Source organism: Flavicella sediminum, from assembly GCF_006381105.1.
Classification (GTDB): domain Bacteria; phylum Bacteroidota; class Bacteroidia; order Flavobacteriales; family Flavobacteriaceae; genus Flavicella; species Flavicella sediminum.
In genome coordinates this window covers 37,402-60,224 of the sequence record NZ_VDET01000014.1, presented here as the reverse complement: position 1 = coordinate 60,224, position 22,823 = coordinate 37,402, and the positions used below count along the sequence as shown (strand labels likewise).

The following is a 22,823-nucleotide window of genomic DNA, read 5'->3' as shown; positions in this document are numbered from 1 at the left end:
TAAAGAGACTAGCATTTTCAAAAAGAATTTAGCTGTAAGCGTCTAAATTTCTAAAAAATATTATTTGAATTTTATACTATAACTAAGCCCCAAGGTATAAATTAAAAAATACGTTCCCGGAGCATTTATTTGTTCTTCATGAGAAATCCCTGCGGTAGTTCCCCAAATATTCTTTTTGTTTTTGGAAGTGAAATTATAAGTGAAATCGATTTTTTGTGATTTTAAATCGAACTTAGGAACATCTACTACATCATTTATAGGGAATGGATCAAACTCTGGAGAAAACCCAATTCCAACGGCAACTCCAAAATAGTTGGCTGCATCACTTCTGTATTTTCTATAGGTAAGCGTTCCTGACTTACTTAAACCTGCACCTCCAGGAGTCATATACGTTCTAAAAGCCCAATAACTATTACCAGTATACCAGCCTACGGACCCAGTATAAATAATTGTTGTTTCAGAAAATTTTAAAGCTCTAAATCCTAAAGAGGCTTCGAAACTTTTTGGCAGACTTTGGTGCAATTCTCCTCCATATCGGATTTCAGGAAACAAGCCCGTGTTAGAATAACCAAAACTAGTATAAGCATACAAACCTTTTCTAATTTTTGGGTACATATCAACTTCGTACTGCACTCCTGTAGTTTCAAACCTTCTGTTGATATTTACTTTTGCAATGATACTTCCGTATTTTGTTTGACGGCTATAATCTACCGTATAATACTCCATTATAGGTCTGTCGTTATCGTGAAAGATATCGACAGATGTGGTCACTCCAATAGAATTATTACTTAAACGATCTACCAAACTTTCCTTGTCAGAAAGTGCTTCTTTATGTTCTGGGTGTTTGGCTAAAATTTCTTCTAAAGTTTCTAAGGCTTTTTCAGGGTCTTTTGTTCTTTCTTCTGCACTTGCTTTTAAAAGCATTATAGCTGGTTCTTCCTTAAATACTTTTAAAGCACTATTCGACAAGTCTAAAGCATTGTACGGATATTCTCCCCAAAGTTCATTTTTTATAGAGGCAATCCAGTCTGATTTTCTTTCAGGATCTTTTTTTAAGATGGCGGCAAATTCCTTTCTTGCTAATTTATAGGATCCATCCCAAGAATAGGTCGTTGCTAAAAAAGAACGTATATCTAAATAATTTGGATATTTTGTTAAAATAAAACGTAAGGAATCTTGCGCCGCTTTACGCTGACTATTAAAGGCCAGGTTTCTTGCTTTTTCAAAGGCCACATCGGGATCTCCAGAAAATTCTTTTTGTTGCGAAAAAGCAACAGTAAAGTTCATTAGGACTAAGATTCCGAAAAATCTCAACTTTTTTCTTGATACAATCATTTCAATGTATTTTTTAATGTTTTATACGCCGTAGAATCTGGGTATATTTGTATGATACTATCTAATAAGGAAATTGACTTGTCTACTTTTTTCAATCGTTGGTATACTTTAGCCATTTTAACAACCAACTCAGGATTTTTTAATTTACGTTGAATTGCTGTTTGAAATAAAGGTATGGATTTTTCATCTTGATTGGACCACCAATACAAATCGACCAAAGCACCATAGGAATCTTCATAAAAAGGCGTTCTTTTGATTACTGTCAAAAAAGATTCTTCCGCTTCATCATATAAACCTTCCCAAGCATAGGTTCTTCCTTTTAAAGTACGAACATCTGCATAATTAGGAAATTCATTTAAAATATAGTCACAAAGCAATCTTGCTTTTTCATAACGTTTGGCAAAAGCACTATCTCTAGCTACAAAAAAGATAGCATCATAAGTCATATTACCTACTTCTTTTTTTATGATGGCTAATTTTTCTTTCGGAATTTCTTCTTTTAAAACCCTGTAAATATTTAAAGACTCAGGAAATATTCGATCTTCTTGTGTTACATATCTATTCAAAATTTTAAATTTCGTTAAAGCAGCTTTCGCCTCTTTTACTATAGAATCATTTTTTATTTTGTAGATCCCAAAATTCTCTTTTACCTGATACAAGGCTCCATCTGAAAGTAAATAATCTTTGTATAAAAAATCATTGATACTTCCTTTGTAACGCATCATCGGAATTTGGTGCGTATTTCTAAATGCTCGAACCGTATCTAATCCTGTACTCATCCACGGCACCGCTTCTATTTTATTTAAATTGTAATTATTCATTAAAAAAGATAGCAAGCTAGGTGTTACATCCCAATGCGAGGAAACGGACTTAAATTTGGCTGTTTTTTTTAACATCGGACTATAGATATACAACGGTACATGAAATCTACATAATTTATCTTTTTGATTGATTGGAATTAGACGATGATCACCGGTAATTAAAAATATCGTATTTTGAAAATCTGGACGTTTTTCATAAGCCTTCATAAAGTTTTTAAGAGAGGTATCGGTATACAGCAAAGTGGCATAAATATCCTTGTTTTCCAATACAGCTTCACTGGATATTTTCAGATTAGAATTGTTCGACAAAATACTATCCACCTTACTTAGGTAGTTTTCTTTATTAGGAAATGCAAATGGCTCATGATTGGAAAGTGTCATTAACACATCCAAACGCGGTTCTTTTTTAGCACCTAGGGTATTCAGCATTTTTCTATAAATCTCAGCATCTGGATATCCCCATGAAAAACCACCTTCGTTCGAAGCTGTTTTCTGATAATCTGCTCCATAAGAATCCTGATCTACTAAATAATCTACACCATTGTATTCTAAAAAATTAATTTTTTTATCAAAACTAGCAGCATCACCCGAATAATAGGAAGTGGTATACCCATTATTTTTTAAAACACTTAGCAAAGAAATATGTGATGCTGTTTTTTCTTCTTCTAAAAAACCTTTTTCCCCTAAAGGCAAAGAAGCTAATAAAGAAGGAGCTATACCAAAAGTACGTCCTGTATTACTTACAAAATTCTCCCAAAACAAAGATTTTGAAATCATGGAATCTAAATAAGGTGTAAAACCAGCATAGGAATGATCTCCTACAAATTCTGTTCCTAGACCTTCTACCATTAAAATAACAATATTGGGTTTTTTACTCGTATTAATATGAAAAAAAGGAGATAAAACATCCGCTATTTCTTCAGAAGGTTTTAACAACGGATAATCTTTTCTGTCTGAAAAGTTCAAAGCGCCTAGTTGCTTCTTCTCTATTTTTAATTTCACAATATCAGATACAAAGAAGTAGAGTTTATTTTGATTTTCTTGTTCTTTTGTTTGCTGAGAAACAAGCGAAATTGCACCAAAAACAACTACCAAAGCTACTGCTATATAACTATTTGTTTTACTAGCCAGGTATTTTTTCACCAACAAAAACGAGGCGATAAAAATAATAGGAAAAATTAAAAAAGGTAAAAAGTAAACAAAACTAATTCCTTCAGAAGCAGAGACGGTTAAAAAAATATCATCAAAAGAATAGCCTAAAATATCGGCACCTAAATTAATTAGGGTCGTCATAAAATATTTCACCAAAGCAAACTGACCTACCACAAACAAACTTAGCAACAGTAAAAGAACAACGGTTCTTATTTTTTCTGAAAACAAACACAACAACAAATATATTGGTGATAGTAGGCAAAGAATAACTGCAACCGTCCAAAAATCATTACTTAGTTTGTATAAAATAGAAATGATTCCAGAAGTATTGTTTGCATTTGAAAATAATACTTCAAAGCAGGTCAATATTCCAAAAGCAATAAATAGTGGAAGAATAAAATAAAGGTACTTTTTTAAATGCTCAACAATTTGTTTCATGAATCTTCTTTTTTTAATCCAGTCCTCACCATCACTCCCCATTTTTTATTTTTATTGAAATAGTAATCGAAATTTCCTCTTACAGCCGCATACAATATAACTGGATGCAGTAAAAAAGGTTCTAATAAAATGGTCAATATCATTTTAAAACCAACACCTTTTTTCTTATATTCATTGTAGGTCATTTCTTCTGTAAAAATAGCCAACAACGAAAACAAAACAGTAAATAAATAAGCCAAAAAGAAAAACGTTATTGCATATTCCCAATGAACACCTCCCATATAAATTAATACAATAAAATAAATAAGCCCAACTACTTCAATAAGGGGTGCCATTCTTTCGTAAATAAACCAATACGGCAAACTGATCATTCCCAATTTTCCGTATTTAGGATTGAGTCCCATTTTTCGATGTTTCTTCAAGGTTTCAATCGTACCTCTAGTCCATCTATTTCTTTGAGAGATCAATATTTTATAACTTTCAGGCGCTTCTGTCCAACACAGTGGATCTGGAATAAAAAACACTCTGTATTTAATTTTCTTTTCTTCCATTACCCTACGCATACGTACAATAATTTCCATATCCTCTCCCACAGTTTTTACATCGTAGCCACCAACATCCACCGCTATTTTTCTGTCAAACATACCAAAGGCACCAGATATAACCAGCAAACCATTCAATCTACTCCAAGCCATACGTCCTAACAAAAAAGCTCTTAAATATTCTAATATCTGTGTACGGACAATCATTTTTTTAGGGAAATTTATTTCTAACATTTTCCCATTTTTAATCACGCAAGAATTGGCTATTCGAATCACCCCTCCTGTTGCTATGACCTTGCTATCTGTTACTTCTAAAAATGGCTTCACTAATTTTTGTAACGCATCTTCCAACAGCAAACAATCCACATCAATACAGGCTACATATTTACTTGTACTTATATTTAAACCTACGTTTAGGGCATCCGACTTCCCTCCGTTTTCTTTATCAACTACAATTAATTTAGCAAAGGCCGGGTTTTTAGATTTGAAAACACCTTCTCTTAAAGGCTGTGTTGGAATTTGTTCATTTAACAAATAATCAATTTTTTCTAGGTCGTAAGCTGCAATTAGCTTTTCCAAACTATCATCTTTACTACCATCATTGACAATAATTACATCATAATTTACATAATGATTGGACAACAAGGAGCGTACATTTTCTACCACATTTAAACTTTCATTATAGGCTGGTGCTATAATAGAAATGGATGGAGAATCTTCTGATGACATGATGTTCTTATAGTTGACAAAACTATTTTTCTTAAAATAAGACACCGTTTCTTTGGTTGAAATAATACCTAAAATGATGTAAGAGGAAACCACTGAAAAGGTATACATGACAAATATAAAGAGGAAAATATCTAATATTTTAAGCAGTATTACTTCCATAACTTAAGCATTCATAAAGTTTAGTATTTTCATAAAATCTTTGTCCTCGCTATTACAATCCAAACTGTCATACAATTCTTTGTGATTTGATTTTAATAGATCTAAAGCAATACGCTTTATATCAAAATCAGTATGGTAAATATGTGTATGTATAAAATCGACTTCAGCAGGCTCATAGGCTATTTTCAAAAAATTTAAAAAAGCTATTTGTTCCTCTAAACTAATGTCTTCAAATTTGGAAATTATGACACTTTTTATACTCAATTGTTGTAAATGTGTAGCCGTAATAATCGTCTCTAATCGAACTTTTTGATCTTCATGACTTAATAAGTCAATCAAACTTTTTTCTTTTTCGTATAAATTATAGACCCTTACCAATTTAAGGGCAAATAAAACCACAAATTTATTTGTAGATTTTAACCAAGCCGTTACATCTGGAATATCCTGGTTATCAAATTTTTTCAAAATTTCAAGTAACTGAATTTGATTCCATTCAGAAAGTGGCGCTTCCAATTTATCTAAAAAAAACAATCCTTCAAATTGGAACAACTTTACCAAATACAACTGAACCTCTTTACGCACCAATCTATCTTCATGGTTTACATGTTCCAATATTTTTGCATGTACAGATTTTACGTGAAAAATATTTAGTTGACGAATTCCATTGATCATTCGGAAAGGATTTTTAGACTTTAATTTTGAAATAGCAAAAGTATCCAAGTTCAAATCGTCATACAATTTAAGAATGGCCACCTCTAACTCTCCTGAAATTTCATCTTTTAATTTGATCAACGTATTTACAATACTATTTCTTTTAAAGTTATTCCCCGAATCTCTATTTAAAAGCCGAACAATTTTTTGTTGTTCACTTACTTCTTCAGAATATAAATATTGAATTAATAAGGTCTCGTATTTTTCAGAATACTTCTTCTTTATGGCTTCTTTCTTTCGCAAACTACCCCTTAAGGAACTATGCAAAAAAACAAGCAATATAAAAATGAACAATAATACAAAACAGAAAGACCACAACACCTGAATAAACAAAGGACTGTTGTTGATATAATTTTCTAAAGCATGTATATAATTCATAGTCGATTTATCGGATCAGTCTTTTTATTCGAATTACCAATTCATTAGGACTGATAGGTTTTGCCATAAAATCTGTAGCCCCTAAATCAAAGGCAGACAATACATTTTCTTCTTGCCCAGCAGCAGAAAAAACGATAATTGGCGTTTCTAAATTTAATTTATTTCGGACATGACTAATCAATTCCAAACCACTCAAATAAGGCATCATTATATCTGTTAATATTAAATCTGGCTGATGCGATTCAATTAATTCTATGGCTTGTTTTCCGTCTTCAGCAATCTGCAAATCATATCCTGATTTTTCTAACTTAAACTTCAACAATAAGGCTAAAACAGAATTATCTTCTGCTAAAACAATTTTTTTTTTACTCATTATCAAATACTTTAAATTTGATTATTTTTTTGGTAATATAATGCATTACCTTTTATTCTCGATAAAATTAGCAACAACTCCTTTTAAAATTAATTTTAGCTGAAATTTTTGTTTAACTTTATCCCATTAATAGAACAAATTTATGCATAAAAGTCAAATACTACACAGTACAATTGTAGATTTAAATCTTTTAAATGAAGGTTTTCAAGGAGAAACCGATTTACAGATACAATTAATTGCTGTTTTTTTAGAACAAACTCCAGAAAAAATAGCCCTTATTAAAAGTGCAATTAGTGAAGCTAACCACCTACAGATTAAAGAAGCAACGCATTTTTTAAAATCTACTTTTTCAACTATGGGCGTTCGGCTTCATCAAGAATTTAGTGAAATTGAAACAATGGCTAGAACCCATGAAAAAATAGAAACTATTTCTGCTTTGTTCGAAAAATCGCTTCCCATATATGAAATGTCCTATAAAGAATATGAAAAATTATTAGCGCAACTAAAAAACACAAAATAAACTGTGTTTTAAGCTATAGAATACTTTTAAAATTCACTTCTTTTTAAAGGTCTCATAAATTCTCTAAAATTTACAATCTTTTGGTTTGTCAACTAAAATAGAGTTAGTATTTTTGCCAAAACCTAAGAACAATGAAAAACACCAAATACGTTTTTGTAACAGGAGGCGTAACTTCATCACTTGGGAAGGGTATTATTGCCGCTTCTCTAGCTAAATTACTTCAAGAACGAGGATACTCAGTAACTATTCAAAAGTTAGATCCGTATATCAATATTGACCCGGGGACATTAAATCCGTATGAGCACGGAGAATGTTATGTAACCGATGATGGAGCAGAAACAGATTTAGACTTAGGTCATTACGAGCGTTTTTTAAATATTCCTACTTCACAAGCTAACAATGTGACTACAGGTAGAATTTACCAATCTGTAATTGACAAAGAACGTAAAGGAGAGTTTTTAGGAAAAACAGTTCAGGTAATTCCTCATATTACCAATGAAATTAAAGAACGTATCCAAATTTTAGGTAAAACGGGTGATTACGATGTTGTAATTACCGAAATAGGTGGTACTGTTGGTGATATTGAATCTTTGCCATATGTGGAATCTGTTCGTCAATTATTATGGGAATTGGGTGATAACAATGCTATTGTAATACACTTAACCTTAATTCCTTTTTTAGCTGCTGCTGGAGAATTAAAAACAAAACCGACACAACACTCTGTAAAAATGTTAATGCAAAGTGGTGTAAGTCCGGATATATTAGTTTGTCGTTCAGAGCATAAAATATCTGATGATATCAAACGTAAACTAGCCTTGTTTTGCAATGTTAAAAAAGAAGATGTAATTTCTTCTTTGGATGCAGAAACAATTTACGACGTACCCAACTTAATGTTCTATGAAGGTTTGGACAAAGTAGTTTTGAAAAAATTAGATTTGTGCGACAATGATCAACCTAAATTAGTAGCTTGGAATAAGTTTTTAGACAAACATAAAAGTCCGAAAAACAAAGTAAAAATTGGTTTGATTGGTAAATATGTAGAATTACATGATGCCTACAAATCTATTTCAGAAGCTTTTATACATGCAGGTGCTGCCAATGAAGTGAAAGTAAAAATTCAATGGATCCATTCTGAAGACTTAACTTTAGAAAATATTCCAAGAAAACTACATGGCTTAGATGGTATTTTAGTTGCTCCAGGTTTTGGTACTAGAGGTACAGAAGGAAAAGTTGATGCGGTACGTTTTGCCAGAGAAAATAAAATTCCATTTTTCGGAATTTGCTTAGGGATGCAAATGGCCGTTATTGAATTTGCAAGAAACGTTGTCGGTATTAAAGATGCAGGTTCTTTGGAAATGGATGAAAACTGTCCAAATCCTGTGATCAATTTAATGGAAGACCAAAAAGACGTAACGGAAAAAGGGGGAACCATGCGTTTAGGTGCTTGGGACTGTCAACTTACAGAAAACTCAAAAGTAAAAGAAGCGTATCGTTCTGACTTAATTTCTGAAAGACACAGACATCGTTATGAATTTAACGACGTATATAGAAAACAATTAACAGATGCCGGATTAAAAGTTACAGGTGTTAACCCTAAAACAGGATTGGTAGAAATTGTGGAAGTTGAAGATCATCCTTGGTTCGTGGCAGTACAATACCACCCAGAATATAAGAGTACCGTACTAAACCCACATCCATTATTTTTAGATTTTGTAGATGCTAGTTTGAAGTATTCGTTAAAACAATCATAAATTCACTGAAACACAATTAAATAAAGAGATTTTAACTAGCTTTGAAAGCTTAATTTCAAAAGAAAAAAAAGAGAAATCTTGAAATAACTACAATGGAAGAAAAAAAATTTGACGCCAATTCCATAATTGGATTTTTACTACTAGGAGCAATCATGCTTTGGTTTATGTATACAAACCAACCAGAACCTGAAGAAACTCCTGCACAAACTACGGAAGCTGTAAAAGCATCCGAAGAAGCCCCTATTTCTAATACAATTAATTCAAATGCCATTGCTTCAGACTCTTTGGCTTTTGCACAAGCACAACAACGTTTAGGTAATTTTGCCTATTCTGCTTCTTTAGCTGTTGAAGAAAATGGAACTACGGTTTTAGAAAATGAAGTTTTAAAATTAACTTTTGCCAACAAGGGTGCTCAAATTACAGAGGCTTTGGTAAAAAACTTTGAAACACATAACAAATTGCCATTGTATTTAATTAAAGAAGCCAATGCTTCCTTTAATATCAGTTTTGGTACAACAAGTAATAGAATTTTTAATACCAAAGATTTAGTTTTTCAACCTTCTCTATCTAAAAATGGAGCCAACGATATTTTATCTTTGAAATTAAAAGTTTCTGAAAATGAGTTTTTAGAATACCGTTATGAATTGAAACCAAACGATCCTATGGTTGGTTTTACCGTTCGTTCTAGTGGATTAAGTTCTGTTATTAACAGTGCCAATCCTGTGACTTTAGATTTCAATCTAACAGCTTTCCGTCATGAAAAAAGTATCAAGTACGAAAACCAAAACACGGCTTTGTACTATGAAAAAGAAGATGGGAAGATGGACGACTTGTCTATTGCAGGTGAAGACTTAGAAGAAGAATCGAATGTAGATTGGTTTGCCTTTAAACAACATTTCTTTTCTGTAATATTATTATCAGACACGCCTTTTAAAACAGCTAAATTAAGTTCTGAAACCTTATTTCAAGACGAAGCTACGGATTCTTTACAAACAAAAGCCTTCACTGTACAAGCTCCTTTAGCTTTAAATGGTGGCGAGTTGAATTACAACTTTAACTTGTACTTAGGTCCTAATGATTATTCTGCTTTAGCAGCGTACGATAAAGGAATTGAAAATGTAATTGAATTGGGTTGGGGTATTTTTGGTTGGATCAATCAACATGCTTTTATTCCTTTGTTTAATTTCTTAGGAGGTTTTATGTCTAACTATGGTTTGATCATTATTTTAATGACTGTTGTAGTTCGTATATTTATGTCTCCATTGGTCTACAAATCTTATTTATCTAGTGCTAAAATGAAGGTGTTAAAACCGGAAATGCAAGAGATCAATGACAGACTTCCAGGAAAAGAAAACGCAATGAAGCGTCAACAAGAAACGATGGCCTTACAACGTAAAGCTGGGGTAAGTATGATGGCCGGATGTATTCCTGCATTGTTACAAATGCCCGTATTCTTTGCCTTGTTCCGTTTTTTCCCAAGTGCTATAGATTTACGTCAACAAGGATTTTTATGGGCAGACGATTTGTCTTCTTATGATTCTATTTACAAATTGCCTTTTAACATTCCAATGTATGGAGATCATATCAGTTTGTTTCCAATCTTGGCATCTGTAGCTATCTTCTTTTACATGCGTATGAGTCAAAGTCAACAAATGAACATGCAGCAACCAGCACAAGAAGGTATGCCTGACATGCAAAAGATGATGAAAATGATGATGTACTTATCTCCTATCATGATGTTGGTTTTCTTTAACTCTTATGGAGCAGGATTGAGTTTGTACTATTTTATCTCTAACTTATTGACAATTACTATTATGTTAGTGATTAAAAATTTCATTATTGATGAAGATAAAATTCATGCTCAAATTCAGGAAAACAAAAAACGCCCTGAAAAGAAAAAAAGTAAATTCAGAGCTCGTATGGACGAAGCAATGAAACAAGCTCAAGAGCAACAAAAAACACAAAAGAAAAAATAAATTTCTTTTCATATTTAAAAAAGCGAAATTCAACTTATTGAATTTCGCTTTTTTTATGCCCTCATTTTATCTAATAACCTAGGGGTAAAAACGGACTACAACACCTAGAACAGCAATATTTTAAGACTAAAATAAAAACATCTACTCTAATTGCACTCTACTAAAAACATATTATCTTAGTAAGACCAATTCTGAAATAAAAAAGCAGTATTGTAAAAATTGCCTAAAACAGTTAACTATCAATTTGTACCATTAGTCTACACTTAGCATTTATTTAGCGAATAATTAAAATAAAACACCTGCTTAGCCCCTACTTTTGTTACATAAAATATTTATTATGAAAAGATTCTTACAACTTTTAGTTTTATTTAGCTTGAGTGTTCAAGCACAAGACACTCCATTTAATTGCGACTACAACGCCTACTTATTCCAATACAACGATGTATACGCTATTGACCTAGCTTCAGGAAATGCCTACACCGTTGCTACGGATGTAACTCCAGGAAGTATAAACGCAACAGGATACAATCCTGCAGATGGATTTATTTGGGGTTATTTAAAATCTCCAGATAAAACCATTGTAAGAATTGGTAAAGATTTTAAAACCACCACTTATTATATTGAAGAGTTACCTACAGGAAGTCGTTATGTGGGTGATGTAAGTGCTGAAGGAATTTACTACCTAAAATCTGGTGGAGCTACTTATTACAAAATAAACCTAGATCCTGAGTCTGAAAACTATGCCAAATACATGTCTACAGAAACTTTGTCTACATCTATAAACGTTCATGATTGGGCTTTTAATGCGGTAGACGGTCAGTTGTATACTGTCGAAAAATCGACTAATATTTTATATCGTATTGATCCAAGTAATGGAAATGTACAATCTTTAGGAGTAGTTCCAATTTTAGCAGGACTAAAATATACCTATGGTGCTGTTTATTTTGATGCATCGGGTCGTTTTTATGTATCTGCTAACCAATCAGGGACTATTTATGTAATTCAAAATGTACAAGACTTAACTGGAGCTAATGAAATGGAATCAAATTTATTTGCTTTCGGTCCTTCAAGTTCAAGTAATGACGGAGCTCGCTGTCCAACCGCACCTGTACCACAAGAAGACTGTACCAATGGAATTGACGATGACGGTGATGGATTGATTGATTGTGAAGATCCTTCTTGTTCTGGCTATGCTGCTTGTCCTGTAATTGAAGCACCTACTTCTACTGCCAATTCTGGTGGATTAGAAAGTAACAATAGATTGTCTCAACTTATCAGTCAACGAAATTTTAAGCGCGCTAAAAACAATTATAAATTCGATAAAAAATCAGCAAAAAAATTCTTAAAATCTTCACGTTACGGAAAATCATCTTCCGCCAATGAAGAAATTCAATTGTCTGATTTTATACCTTTGGAAGTTATCAACGAAGATTCTGTAATTGAATCATCTCCTAGAGATTTATTAGACATTACCAATGCTACCGATTTATATTCGGTAGATTATATTCGAAATAACAAAGCCGTTGCTTCGGTATTATTACTAAAAACTGAAGATGGGGTGTACGAGCATACAAAATATATTTGCGATCGATTATTAGGCGCACAACTTATTTCAGTTTCTACTATAGAAATAAGAGAACAAAAATTCATAAAAACATTGATCCGTAATATAGATGGTTCTTTAGAATTTATTTTAAGCTTGTCTGCAAAGTCAATTAACGACAATGCTAATTTTGGAATTGAAAGTCACTGGAACTTGGACAAATACGAACAGAATATTCCATACTACAATTTTCAAATATGGTCTAATTCTTTAGATGATTTATTAAATTTAGGAGAAGAAGTTGTGAATTTGTTAGATGCGAAAAAGCCAGTAACAAGCTATACAAATTCTACACCACCAACTGTATTTGTAAGAAAAGGAAACTACCACAATGGTAAATTAGATTTGCAAATTGTAAATACGAATAGAAGCAATACCGTTGTTTTTGACGGAGGTGTGCGCGCTACAGAAACAGCTATTGTAGAAAATGTGAATACAAGTATTGATTTAGAAGGAAATTATATTTCTAATATTGAAGTAGATGCTGGTAGTTTATTTGATATTGGTTTTAGAATTGGTGATGGAATTGAAACACCAGATGATTTATTTATGTCAGATGGACCTTGGGGTTATGATGATGCCGCTGCAAGTACTACTGTCACTAAATATGAAGTAAATATTAGTGAAGAAGAATTTAAAGACGGAGAATACCCAGTGGAAAGAAACATTTCATTAACCGCTACAACAAGTGACTATATTGCTGCCTTTAGAGCCTTAACACCTAAATTTATTCCCTTAGATTTTTCTAGCTACAACAGCCTGCAATTAAAAGCAAAAGGAACAGGAAGTTTAATTATTAGATTGGTCAAAGAGAGCGTTAGCGATTGGGAATCTCAATATAAAACAACAATCGACTTAACAGAAAATTTGAAGGGCTATAGTATATTGTTATCCGATTTTGAATCGATTACAGGGGAAAGCATTGAAGTAAACGATGTAACTTCTATTGTATTTACCATGCTTTCAGAAGAAGGTGTTGAAGAAATTAAACAAATGGATTTACAGCAGTTGCGTTTTTCAACAAATACGGAGTTGTCTGTCGCAGCTATTAATGGTGAAAATGGAGTGAATCAACCAATTGCCGTTCCTAATCCAATGGCTCTAAGTACTCAAATTCAATTTACAGCTGCACAATCAGAAACTGTTCTATTAGAAGTTTACAATCAATTAGGAGCCCTTGTCAATCAACAAGAATTTAAGGCTACTTCTGGTAAAAATGAAATTCAATTTAACAAAGCATCTTTAGCTTCAGGATTGTATTTCTGTAAAATTAAAAGTTCTGTCACACCTTATAAGGCTATCAAATTACTTATTGAATAAAAAAGCTATAACCCAACTATTATCAAAGAGCAAAAGATGAATTCTTTTGCTCTTTTTTTTCTAATAAACTCCTAAAAAGCACAAAAAACCAGCTAAAATCAGACAAAAAAGCAAAGAAATCATTCCCTTTAAAAAGTAGTGAAATCTCATAAAATTAATCGTTCTTTGGCGGCCCTCTTTGTATACATAATACGTTTAGGATAAACACTAAACGATTTACATATGAATGCTGAGGAAATTCAAGAACAACTTCAATTTGAAGAACTTATTCAAGGACTTATTGCCAACGATTATGGTATTTGCAATAATTTTATATTACCAAGTACAATAAAAGGTTTAAGCCAAAATATTGATCGTTTAAACAGTGTTGGAAAAATGAAACCTTCAGGAATTGGTACGAGTATCACGTATAAAAAAAACAAAAAAATTAGAGGTGATAAAATTAATTGGATTGCAGAAAAAAGCACCAATCCTTTTGAAATCCTTTATTTAAAGAAATTAGAAAATTTCATTCTATACTTAAACAAAACTTGCTTTACAGCTATTCGCAATTTTGAAAGTCACTATGCCAATTATGAAAAAAATAGTTTTTACAAACGCCATATAGATCAATTTAAAAATGAAAAAGGCCGACAATTTTCTATTGTTTTATATTTAAACAATAACTGGGAAGAAAAAGATGGAGGAATTTTATCTCTATATCCTAAAAACAAGGACAGTATTAACATCCTTCCTTTAGGAGGAAAAATTGTTTTATTTAGAAGCGATCAAATGGAACATGAGGTTCACGCCTCCTTAACGAGAGAACGAAGAAGTATTGCAACTTGGTTGAAAAACTAAGTAAGTCAATCTCGTTTAAAAGTCAAAAAAAATACTTTAACAAGAATATTTCTAAGCTTTCCTTCAAAAAAGGTATCTTGCCTTTAGATTATTTTCTTTTATGCGATCCATCAAAACAAGTTGATTTTTTCATTTAAGACAAAGTGCATTTCTTTAAAAAAATAAAAATACTGCTAAAATTAGTTGACACTATTTATTTGGAAGCAAATGACATAAATAGCTACTAAAATTGTAGAATTAGTATCTTTGCGCTAAGAAATTTAATAACGGTACTACCCTATTCAAACAACGCAACTTTTAAGTTGACTAAAATCTGAATGAAAACATGAACAAAAAATTAAGCTCAATACTTTCTAGCCAAATGAAATTAAGTTCTATTTCATTATTTCTTTTGTTACTTGTGTTCAGTTGTAATGTTAAAAGAGAAGAAAGTTCTATCAATCCTGAAAACTGGTCAAAACGGATTGCACATATTAATGATAAAGATTCTCTAGAATATGGAAAATCTTACTTATCTATTTATTCACAAATATATAGTACTACGGAACACAAAACTCACAACTTAACTGCCATGATTAGCCTAAGAAACACGAGTGATGTTGATACTATTTATATTTTAAAAGCCGAGTATTTTGACACACATGGTACTTCAATAAGAAAATATTTTGAACAGCCTATCTTTTTAAAACCCATGGAAACAACAGAAATCATTATCAATGAAATTGATGTTTCTGGAGGAACAGGATCTAATTTTATTTTTGAATGGAAAATTCCGAAAAACTGTCCGCAACCTTTATTTGAAGGAATTATGAATTCTACCATGGGACAACAAGGACTTTCATTTACAACACAAGCAGTGCGCATCAAATAATATGGCTGAATTTATAACCACCCTTTTTTTTATTTTCGCAGTAATTGATCCCATAGGTTCTATTCCTGTTTATTTGGAAGCTACCAAAGAATTTGACAGTCTTCATAAAAAGAAAATTGCCATTCGTGCTTCCATTATTGCCTTTATGATCCTCTTATTTTTTATTGTTATCGGACAATTAATTTTAGAAGGAATGGCCGTTTCATTAGACGCTTTTCAAATTTCTGGTGGTGTAATTCTTTTTCTATTTGCTTTAACTATGATTTTTGGTGATGGAAAACCCGAACATGAAAAAAATAATATTTCTGATTATAAGCATGTTACTATTTTTCCAATTGCCATTCCTTCAATAGCTTCTCCTGGAGCAATTATGGCGGTGGTATTAATGACCGACAATCACCTTTACAGCATTCAGCAACAAACAATAACCACTATTTTGGTTTTGCTCATAATTGGTATCACTTGTCTTATTTTACTTGGCGCAAGCCATTTGCAAAAAAGAATAGGAAGTTATGGAATAACGGTAATTAGTAAAATAATGGGACTTATATTAGCTTCCTATGCGGTTCAAAGTATACTAACTGGATTGGTACATTTTTTTAAAAATACCTAAGCAAAGGTGATCTAATTGTATCACTTACATTTCTTAGAAATTCTTAGCACTAAAGAATTCACCGAGCTTCAAATTGCACTTTAAAATAAAATTGCTAACTTTAGTTTTTAATTAAAAAACTGTTGTTTTCATTAACCACGAAAACACCTGTCTATCTCCTTAATTATCAAAAACTAAAAACTGCTTAACAATTTGAAAAAAGTACACATCCTGCTGCTCATTCTTTTCCCTTTATACCTAACAGCACAAAACACCAATACAACAAAAAAACTTTCCTTTACTGGCGATTTCAGGTTTCGAGTAGAACAAGACTGGGATTCAAAAAAAACAGACGGAAGCTATCGAGAAGACAGAACTAGGCTGCGATACCGCGCGCGATTCGGGTTTACTTATACACATACAAATTGGGTTAATTTTGGAATGAGATTACGAACCGGAGCCGTTAACAAGCAACAAGATCCGCAATTAACACTCGGTGATGGATCTAAAGAATTTGGAACTTTGCCTATTTCTTTTGAAAAGGCCTTTGCAAATTTCAAGTATCATTGGTTCTCTGCTTGGGTAGGTAAAAATACATTTCCTTTTGAAAAACAAAATGAACTGTTTTGGAGTGATAATGTTTTTCCTGAAGGAGTTTCATTAAAAGGAAAATTTAATTTTGATTCGAAGTTCTTGCAATCTTTACAAATTAACACAGGGCATTTTATCGTAGCTAGTCAAGGTACATCCTTAGCTAAGGATCGCTATTTTGAAGCTTTTCAGCTTGTAAGTACACATTGGCAAAACAGACTCAAATTTTTCCCTTCCTTCTATTATTTTAAAAATATGCCAAACATTCCTGATGGAAGCGAAACCTTTGTAATGGATTATAAAATCCTGCACTTAGGAACCCAATTACTATTAAATCAATCTCCTAAAATAGTCGCTGGTTTTGATTTTTACCATAACTTAGAGGATCTAGACAGTAACAATGCCATTGAATCTGTCTATAAAAACCAAAAGAAAGGGTATGTTTCTAGTATTGGCTTGGGGCAATTAAAAAAGAAGGGAGATTGGAAACTACAATTTACACATAGTTATTTAGAACGCTTTGCAGCTGTTGATTTCTTTGCTCAAAATGACTGGGCTCGCTGGGATTACTCTTCAGATGCGTCACCAGATGGAAGATTGACCAATTTTAAAGGTTTAGAAATCATGACAGGTTATGCACTTAGTAAAAACACAAATATAAAAATGAGATGCTTCAATGTCTCACAAATAAAAACACTTGGAACCACACAAGAAACCGGGAATAGAATACGTGTTGATTTTAATATCGGATTTTAAAAGTAAAAACTAACCTATAAATTTAACCAAAATGGACATAAACGTAGATGAGTATTTAGAAAAAACCGACCAATGGCAAGAAGAATTAACGGCACTACGGAAAATCATTCTTAGCTGTGGTTTGACAGAACAAATCAAATGGCGAAATCCTTGTTACAGCCTAAACAACAAAAACATTGTATTGCTAGGCCGTTTAAAAAAGCACTGTACACTTACATTTTTTAAAGGCGCTTTTTTAAAAGATTCGGGGAAAATTCTTGAAAAAATTGGTTCTAACACCAAAATCCCTAGAAAAATTTCTTTCAGAAATATCCATCAAATCATAAAAAGGCAAGCGCTTATCAAAAAATACATTTTAGAAGCCATAGCCTTGGAGAAATCGGATGCTAAACTAATTATTGAAGCAAATGAGCCACTTGAATATCCTAAAGAATTACTCACAAAATTCTCTACAAACCAAAAATTTGAATCGGCGTTTGAAAAATTAACTCCCGGAAGAAGAAGAGGCTATATTTTACACTTTACAGGAGCAAAACAAGCTAAAACACGAACAGCAAGAATTGAAAAATACACGGAAAGAATTATGTCTGGAAAAGGTATAAACGACTGTACCTGCGGTCTCTCTAAAAAAATGCCAAATTGTGATGGATCTCACAATTACAAATAACACCAAGAATCCTATTTTTTTGAACTCATAAAATCGCTGCTTCCTTACTACAACATCAACTAATCAATCATTTTATAATCGTGTTAGCACTCACAAAATTTCATTTCTTTTTTATGATGATGTTAACATTTTAAAAACATTCAGGGTGGTATTTTTTTATAAGTTTGCTACATGCAACAAGAAGTAAAATCGGAACTCTCCAAACAACAAATTCTAGAGAGCGCTTTTAAACTATTTTACGAAAATGGTTTTAAAGCCACCAGCATCAATAATATCATGGAAACGACCAGTCTTACCAAAGGCGCTTTCTATTACCATTACAAAACAAAAAAAGAATTAGGCCTAGAAATTATCTCTCAAAAATTAAAAAAGAGAGTTACCGATGCGATGATTTTACCCTTATCTAATAAAGGAGATGCTCTTGAAATATTAGAAAATACTTTTTTAAATCGTATCAAATCTTTTCCTACCTACTCGAAACTTCATGGCTGTCCGTTAAATAATTTTATCAATGAAATTGGCGATTACGAGCCTTCCTATCAAACTGCATTAAAAGACATAATAGAAACTTGGAAATCAGCTTTGATAACTTTAATTGAAAGAGGTAAACTGGAAAATTCTATTCAAAAAAACATTTCAAGTAGCGCAGTCGCAATCTATTTAATAAGTGCTTTTGAGGGGATTAGAGGAATTCGAAAAGTGTACACTGACGATGGTATACTTGAGGATTATCTTTTAGGACTCAAGCTGTTCTTACAACAATTAAAAAAACAATAATTTATATAAAACACTTCATGAAGTTAGAAAACAAAGTCATTATTGTCACCGGTGCTTCCAAAGGAATAGGCAAAGAAATTGCCCAACTTTTGGCTAAAAATGGTGCAACTGTGGTCGTTAATTATTCCAATAGTGAAACGGAAGCACGAGAGGTTGTCGCAAGTATTCGTGAAAATGGAGGAAAAGCTTTAGCCATCAAAGCCGATGTTAGCAAGCGAGAAGAAGTAACCGCTTTATTTGACAAAACTATTGCTGCTTATGGCAAGGTACATGTATTGGTCAACAATGCTGGTATCATGATTTCAAAAAAATTAAAAGACAATACAGAAGAAGATTTTTCAAGTCAGTTTGACGTAAACGTAAAAGGGGTTTTTAACACTTTACAAGAAGCCGATGCTAAATTAGCAGACCATGGAAATATCATAAACATTTCATCTAGTACGGTCAAATTAATGTTTCCAACTTATGCTTTGTATTCTGCTACAAAAGCTGCCGTAGAGCAAATGACACGTGTATTTTCTAAAGAAATTGGAAGAGGAATTTCGGTCAACGCCTTGGCTCCTGGTGCCACAGAAACAGATTTGTTTTTAAAAGGAAAATCGGAAGAAACGATTAACAAATTAAGTGCTATGAATGCCTTTAACAGATTGGCCAAACCTATTGACATTGCCAATGTAGTGTTATTTTTAGCTAGCGAAGAATCAAAATGGATTTCCGGACAAGTAATTGGTGCCAATGGTGCCCTTATATAAATTAATAAAATATCCCTCATGAAATTAACTCAAATTGCAGCGCTTTCCTTAAGCATCTTATTTTTGTCTTGCGGCAACAAAAACCAATCAAATACAGCAAAAAAAACAGCCCCTGTTTTCACCAATAAAGGACACGAATTGGTGTATAAAATGGTAGAAAAAGCAGGGAATTATGCGGCACTATTAAAACACAAAGACGTGGTGTACACCTATACCTACACTACTCCCGATGGTAAAACAGATATTTCTACAGAAAAATATATTTTTGATGGGGAATTATCGTACGCTAAGTATCACCAACACCAAAGAACTTTACCTGAATTAGAAGGAGCTATTGAACAAAGTTACGATGGAAAAGAATTTTGGGTAAAAAACAACAACGAACTACAAACAGACCCTAAAAGTTTAAAAAGAGCTCAATTTAGCAGACCTACCAATTTTTATTGGTTTACGATGCTTCAAAAATTATTAGATCCAGGAGTGAATTATGAATTTTTAGGAGAAAAAACAATTGATGAGAAAGCTTACAATATTGTTAAAATAAGCTTTACATCAACTGATGACAAACCTACGGACATTTACCAATTGTACATCAATAAAGAAACACAGTTAATCGATCAATTTTTATTTACTGTTGCCGATTTTGGAGTTATAGAAACACCTTTTTTGATGCAACTAGAATATGAAAAAATTGAAAATCTTTTAATACCTACAAAACGTCAGTACAAAAAATCTACTTGGAGTGCAGAAGTCAGTGACAGTCCATGGATTTATGTAAATTGGACAAATATTAAATTCAACAATGGTTTAAAACGAGAAGATTTTAAAAAATAATATTATACCTCATACATCAGATTTCACTAATTATAGCCGACCCTTTTAAGGTCGGCTTTATTACTTTTTGGAATTTCTTTTTTATTAGTACATTCGTTGCTTCCATTATCAAACTAAAAGTTGCTCGCATAAAAAAATGAGATTCGTTATTGTATGAATAAAATACTAAGTCAGATCCAAGAAAAAGTTTACAATAATTGTGGACTCGTCTTGACCAATTTTACCACCGAAATTGAAAGTAAAGCATATGCTGCATGTCAATTTCAACTTAGCGGGCGCTCCGTTATTTGTAGAAATGCAAAAATTACTCCAACAAAAACGGGTCAGTTTGTTACTTTTTGGAAACGAGATAAAAGCGGAGTTATTGCTCCATATAATGAAACAGACTCTCTAGATTTTTATGTTGTAAATGTTCAAACAGCAACACAAGTAGGACAGTTTGTTTTTCCAAAGGCAATTCTCATAAAGCATGGAATTATTTCGACTTCCAAAAAAGAAGGAAAAAGAGCCTTTCGAGTTTATCCTGGTTGGAATATAACCAACAATAAACAAGCACAAAAAACACAAGCTTGGCAGTTGCATTACTTTTATGAAATAAACACTTCTTTAAACTTGTCTGCAATCAAAAAATTATACGCTCAATAAAAACGAAATAAATGAAAAATCAAGAGCCAACTACAAATGAAATCCTAAATTGGAATGATTTTATGAAAGTTGAATTAAGAGTAGGAACCATCATTTCAGCTGAAGAATTTTTAGAAGTCAAAAATCCTGCTTATAAAATGCTACTCGATTTTGGACCTTTAGGAAAACGCAAAACCTCAGCACAAATTACCAAACGCTATACCCCCGAAGATTTAATTGGTCAACAAGTACTGGCAGTGGTCAATTTTCCTCCAAAACAAATTGCGAATATGATGAGCGAATGTCTTGTTTTAGGTGCTGTAGAAGCGGAACAAGAAATCACCATCATTTCACCCGAAAGAAAAGTCGCCAACGGAACAAGAATTGCTTAATTAAGTCTTTGTTTTATTTCAACATAGTGTCTTTTCAAAGTTAGAACAAGCATAAATATTTCTATTTTTGTTTTATCTAAATACAATTCATGCTACAAAATAAAACTCATTCCACTTCTTCCCTAAAAAAAATTCTCATCATAGGCGGAGGTCCTGCAGGAATGATGGCTGCCATTGAGTTAAGCAAGACCCATGAAGTCCATGTATTTGAAAAAGGAAAAACCTTAGGAAGAAAATTTTTAGTGGCCGGAAAAGGAGGTTTCAATTTAAGCAATAGTGCCACAGAAAAAAGCTTATTCGAAAAATACAGTCCGCAAAATTTCTTAGAACCGATACTGAAAAAATTTGACAGCACTGCCACCGTAAAATGGTTGAAATATTTAGGCATCCCTACGTATGTTGGCTCTAGTGGAAGAATTTTCCCAGAGAAAGGAATCAAACCTATTGAGGTTTTAAATGCCTTAAAAAATAAAATGTTGGCACAAAAAGTCCAACTACATTTTGAACACGAATTTATCGATTTCAACAAAGAGCAAATTCATTTTATTCATCAGCAAAAAAAAATGAGTATTCCTTTTGAAACATGCATTTTTGCATTGGGCGGAGCTTCTTGGTCGGTAACAGGTTCTAAAGGAGATTGGTTGACTTCCTTTGAAAAGAATGCCATTCAAACAATTCCTTTTGAAGCTTCTAACTGTGGAATTATTTGTACTTCCTTACAAAAAGAGTTTTTAGAGCAGTTTGAAGGATTTCCTTTGAAAAACATTACGATAACATGCAATAACAAACTCGTAAAAGGAGAAGCCCTTATAAGCACCTATGGATTGGAAGGAAATGCGATATATCCTATTTCAGCAGAAGTTAGAAAAAATTTACATAAAAATTCTAGTACTTCTGTTTTTATCGATTTAAAACCTTTCAATAGTGCAGAAGAATTACAGCAAAAAATTACGGCAACCACCAAGCCTAAAAATTACAAGTATCTTTTCAATTTGAACAAAGTACAATTGGCCTTGATCAAAAATTTCAGTTCGAAGGAACATTATATGAATCCAACTAGTTTTGTAGAATTGTTAAAAAAGTTGGAAATTCCAATCAGTGGATTGCGACCTATGGAAGAAGCAATTTCTACAGTTGGCGGAATTGCCCTAGAAGAATTAAACTTGGATTTATCGCTAAAAAAAATCCCCAACATATATATTGCTGGGGAAATGTTTGATTGGGACACCCAAACGGGTGGTTATTTGTTACAAGCTTGTTTTGCTACCGGTTATCATGTGGCTCAAAATATTTTAGCGCGTTCCACAAAAAATTTCTAA

General features: G+C 32.4%; 20 protein-coding genes. 15 read left to right on the top strand and 5 right to left on the bottom strand.

What is annotated here, in order from left to right; all coding sequences use genetic code 11:
- Nucleotides 1-60: 60 nt before the first annotated feature.
- The 5 genes from FGM02_RS12630 to FGM02_RS12610 are packed head-to-tail and all read right to left on the bottom strand — an operon-like array spanning nt 61 to nt 6,638.
- Complete coding sequence (locus tag FGM02_RS12630) at nt 61-1,335, bottom strand: YaiO family outer membrane beta-barrel protein (RefSeq protein ID WP_139958745.1); 1,275 nt, start codon at nt 1,333-1,335, stop codon at nt 61-63.
- A complete protein-coding gene (locus FGM02_RS12625; protein WP_139958744.1) occupies nt 1,332-3,746 on the bottom strand; it encodes a sulfatase-like hydrolase/transferase in 2,415 nt (804 codons plus the stop codon). Before FGM02_RS12625 ends, FGM02_RS12630 begins: the two co-directional genes overlap by 4 nt.
- Entirely contained in the window at nt 3,743-5,176 is a 1,434-nt protein-coding gene (locus FGM02_RS12620) for a glycosyltransferase family 2 protein (RefSeq protein WP_139958743.1), read from the bottom strand. Before FGM02_RS12620 ends, FGM02_RS12625 begins: the two co-directional genes overlap by 4 nt.
- Before the next feature lie 3 nt (nt 5,177-5,179).
- Nucleotides 5,180-6,265 (bottom strand): hypothetical protein, encoded by a 1,086-nt coding sequence (locus FGM02_RS12615; protein WP_139958742.1) that lies wholly within the window; start codon nt 6,263-6,265, stop codon nt 5,180-5,182.
- 7 nt (nt 6,266-6,272) lie between these two features.
- Complete coding sequence (locus FGM02_RS12610; RefSeq protein ID WP_139958741.1) at nt 6,273-6,638, bottom strand: response regulator transcription factor; 366 nt, start codon at nt 6,636-6,638, stop codon at nt 6,273-6,275.
- A 142-nt stretch (nt 6,639-6,780) separates the two neighbouring features.
- Here FGM02_RS12610 and FGM02_RS12605 point away from each other — a divergent pair, with 142 nt between their 5' ends.
- The 15 genes from FGM02_RS12605 to FGM02_RS12535 all read left to right on the top strand — a co-directional run bounded on the left by FGM02_RS12605 (nt 6,781) and on the right by FGM02_RS12535 (nt 22,823).
- Nucleotides 6,781-7,158: an Hpt domain-containing protein gene (locus FGM02_RS12605; protein WP_139958740.1), complete on the top strand. Its 378-nt coding sequence runs from the start codon at nt 6,781-6,783 to the stop codon at nt 7,156-7,158.
- A 131-nt stretch (nt 7,159-7,289) separates the two neighbouring features.
- Nucleotides 7,290-8,909: a CTP synthase gene (locus tag FGM02_RS12600; RefSeq protein WP_139958739.1), complete on the top strand. Its 1,620-nt coding sequence runs from the start codon at nt 7,290-7,292 to the stop codon at nt 8,907-8,909.
- Nucleotides 8,910-9,001: 92 nt separating this feature from the next.
- Entirely contained in the window at nt 9,002-10,885 is a 1,884-nt protein-coding gene (gene yidC, locus FGM02_RS12595) for a membrane protein insertase YidC (protein ID WP_139958738.1), read from the top strand.
- Between the two features lie 337 nt (nt 10,886-11,222).
- The gene (locus tag FGM02_RS12590; protein WP_139958737.1) at nt 11,223-13,808 is read left to right on the top strand and encodes a DUF6923 family protein; all 2,586 of its coding nucleotides are present in this window, start codon (nt 11,223-11,225) and stop codon (nt 13,806-13,808) included.
- Nucleotides 13,809-14,030: 222 nt separating this feature from the next.
- Complete coding sequence (locus tag FGM02_RS12585; RefSeq protein ID WP_139958736.1) at nt 14,031-14,648, top strand: 2OG-Fe(II) oxygenase; 618 nt, start codon at nt 14,031-14,033, stop codon at nt 14,646-14,648.
- Nucleotides 14,649-14,973: 325 nt separating this feature from the next.
- Nucleotides 14,974-15,519 carry a DUF3124 domain-containing protein gene (locus FGM02_RS12580; RefSeq protein ID WP_394344442.1) on the top strand — a complete coding sequence of 182 codons (546 nt, stop codon included), beginning with the start codon at nt 14,974-14,976 and terminating at the stop codon, nt 15,517-15,519.
- Nucleotide 15,520: 1 nt separating this feature from the next.
- On the top strand, nt 15,521-16,132 hold the full coding sequence (locus tag FGM02_RS12575) for a MarC family protein (protein WP_139958735.1): 612 nt from the start codon (nt 15,521-15,523) through the stop codon (nt 16,130-16,132).
- Between the two features lie 192 nt (nt 16,133-16,324).
- Complete coding sequence (locus FGM02_RS12570; protein ID WP_166461176.1) at nt 16,325-17,458, top strand: putative porin; 1,134 nt, start codon at nt 16,325-16,327, stop codon at nt 17,456-17,458.
- 31 nt (nt 17,459-17,489) lie between these two features.
- The gene (locus FGM02_RS12565) at nt 17,490-18,125 is read left to right on the top strand and encodes a DUF1801 domain-containing protein (RefSeq protein ID WP_139958733.1); all 636 of its coding nucleotides are present in this window, start codon (nt 17,490-17,492) and stop codon (nt 18,123-18,125) included.
- Nucleotides 18,126-18,296: 171 nt separating this feature from the next.
- Nucleotides 18,297-18,902: a TetR/AcrR family transcriptional regulator gene (locus FGM02_RS12560; protein ID WP_139958732.1), complete on the top strand. Its 606-nt coding sequence runs from the start codon at nt 18,297-18,299 to the stop codon at nt 18,900-18,902.
- Between the two features lie 17 nt (nt 18,903-18,919).
- Nucleotides 18,920-19,654 (top strand): SDR family oxidoreductase, encoded by a 735-nt coding sequence (locus FGM02_RS12555; protein ID WP_139958731.1) that lies wholly within the window; start codon nt 18,920-18,922, stop codon nt 19,652-19,654.
- An 18-nt stretch (nt 19,655-19,672) separates the two neighbouring features.
- Complete coding sequence (locus tag FGM02_RS12550; RefSeq protein ID WP_139958730.1) at nt 19,673-20,488, top strand: DUF6503 family protein; 816 nt, start codon at nt 19,673-19,675, stop codon at nt 20,486-20,488.
- A gap of 153 nt (nt 20,489-20,641) precedes the next feature.
- Nucleotides 20,642-21,133, top strand: coding sequence for a MepB family protein (locus FGM02_RS12545; RefSeq protein WP_139958729.1), 492 nt, complete (start codon nt 20,642-20,644; stop codon nt 21,131-21,133).
- A gap of 11 nt (nt 21,134-21,144) precedes the next feature.
- Nucleotides 21,145-21,504, top strand: a complete 360-nt coding sequence (locus FGM02_RS12540) for a tRNA-binding protein (protein ID WP_139958728.1) — start codon at nt 21,145-21,147, stop codon at nt 21,502-21,504.
- Nucleotides 21,505-21,593: 89 nt separating this feature from the next.
- Nucleotides 21,594-22,823 (top strand): BaiN/RdsA family NAD(P)/FAD-dependent oxidoreductase, encoded by a 1,230-nt coding sequence (locus tag FGM02_RS12535; protein ID WP_139958727.1) that lies wholly within the window; start codon nt 21,594-21,596, stop codon nt 22,821-22,823.

Bases quoted from the DNA above. Each gene is read 5' to 3' on its own strand.
- FGM02_RS12610 (WP_139958741.1), bottom strand. From the start codon at position 6,638: ATGAGTAAAAAAAAAATTGTTTTAGCAGAAGATAATTCTGTTTTAGCC.
- FGM02_RS12585 (WP_139958736.1), top strand. From the start codon at position 14,031: ATGAATGCTGAGGAAATTCAAGAACAACTTCAATTTGAAGAACTTATT.
- FGM02_RS12605 (WP_139958740.1), top strand. From the start codon at position 6,781: ATGCATAAAAGTCAAATACTACACAGTACAATTGTAGATTTAAATCTT.
- FGM02_RS12620 (WP_139958743.1), bottom strand. From the start codon at position 5,176: ATGGAAGTAATACTGCTTAAAATATTAGATATTTTCCTCTTTATATTT.
- FGM02_RS12580 (WP_394344442.1), top strand. From the start codon at position 14,974: ATGAACAAAAAATTAAGCTCAATACTTTCTAGCCAAATGAAATTAAGT.
- FGM02_RS12615 (WP_139958742.1), bottom strand. From the start codon at position 6,265: ATGAATTATATACATGCTTTAGAAAATTATATCAACAACAGTCCTTTG.
- yidC (WP_139958738.1), top strand. From the start codon at position 9,002: ATGGAAGAAAAAAAATTTGACGCCAATTCCATAATTGGATTTTTACTA.
- FGM02_RS12630 (WP_139958745.1), bottom strand. From the start codon at position 1,335: ATGATTGTATCAAGAAAAAAGTTGAGATTTTTCGGAATCTTAGTCCTA.
- FGM02_RS12535 (WP_139958727.1), top strand. From the start codon at position 21,594: ATGCTACAAAATAAAACTCATTCCACTTCTTCCCTAAAAAAAATTCTC.
- FGM02_RS12540 (WP_139958728.1), top strand. From the start codon at position 21,145: ATGAAAAATCAAGAGCCAACTACAAATGAAATCCTAAATTGGAATGAT.
- FGM02_RS12625 (WP_139958744.1), bottom strand. From the start codon at position 3,746: ATGAAACAAATTGTTGAGCATTTAAAAAAGTACCTTTATTTTATTCTT.
- FGM02_RS12560 (WP_139958732.1), top strand. From the start codon at position 18,297: ATGCAACAAGAAGTAAAATCGGAACTCTCCAAACAACAAATTCTAGAG.
- FGM02_RS12555 (WP_139958731.1), top strand. From the start codon at position 18,920: ATGAAGTTAGAAAACAAAGTCATTATTGTCACCGGTGCTTCCAAAGGA.
- FGM02_RS12590 (WP_139958737.1), top strand. From the start codon at position 11,223: ATGAAAAGATTCTTACAACTTTTAGTTTTATTTAGCTTGAGTGTTCAA.
- FGM02_RS12545 (WP_139958729.1), top strand. From the start codon at position 20,642: ATGAATAAAATACTAAGTCAGATCCAAGAAAAAGTTTACAATAATTGT.
- FGM02_RS12575 (WP_139958735.1), top strand. From the start codon at position 15,521: ATGGCTGAATTTATAACCACCCTTTTTTTTATTTTCGCAGTAATTGAT.
- FGM02_RS12550 (WP_139958730.1), top strand. From the start codon at position 19,673: ATGAAATTAACTCAAATTGCAGCGCTTTCCTTAAGCATCTTATTTTTG.
- FGM02_RS12600 (WP_139958739.1), top strand. From the start codon at position 7,290: ATGAAAAACACCAAATACGTTTTTGTAACAGGAGGCGTAACTTCATCA.
- FGM02_RS12565 (WP_139958733.1), top strand. From the start codon at position 17,490: ATGGACATAAACGTAGATGAGTATTTAGAAAAAACCGACCAATGGCAA.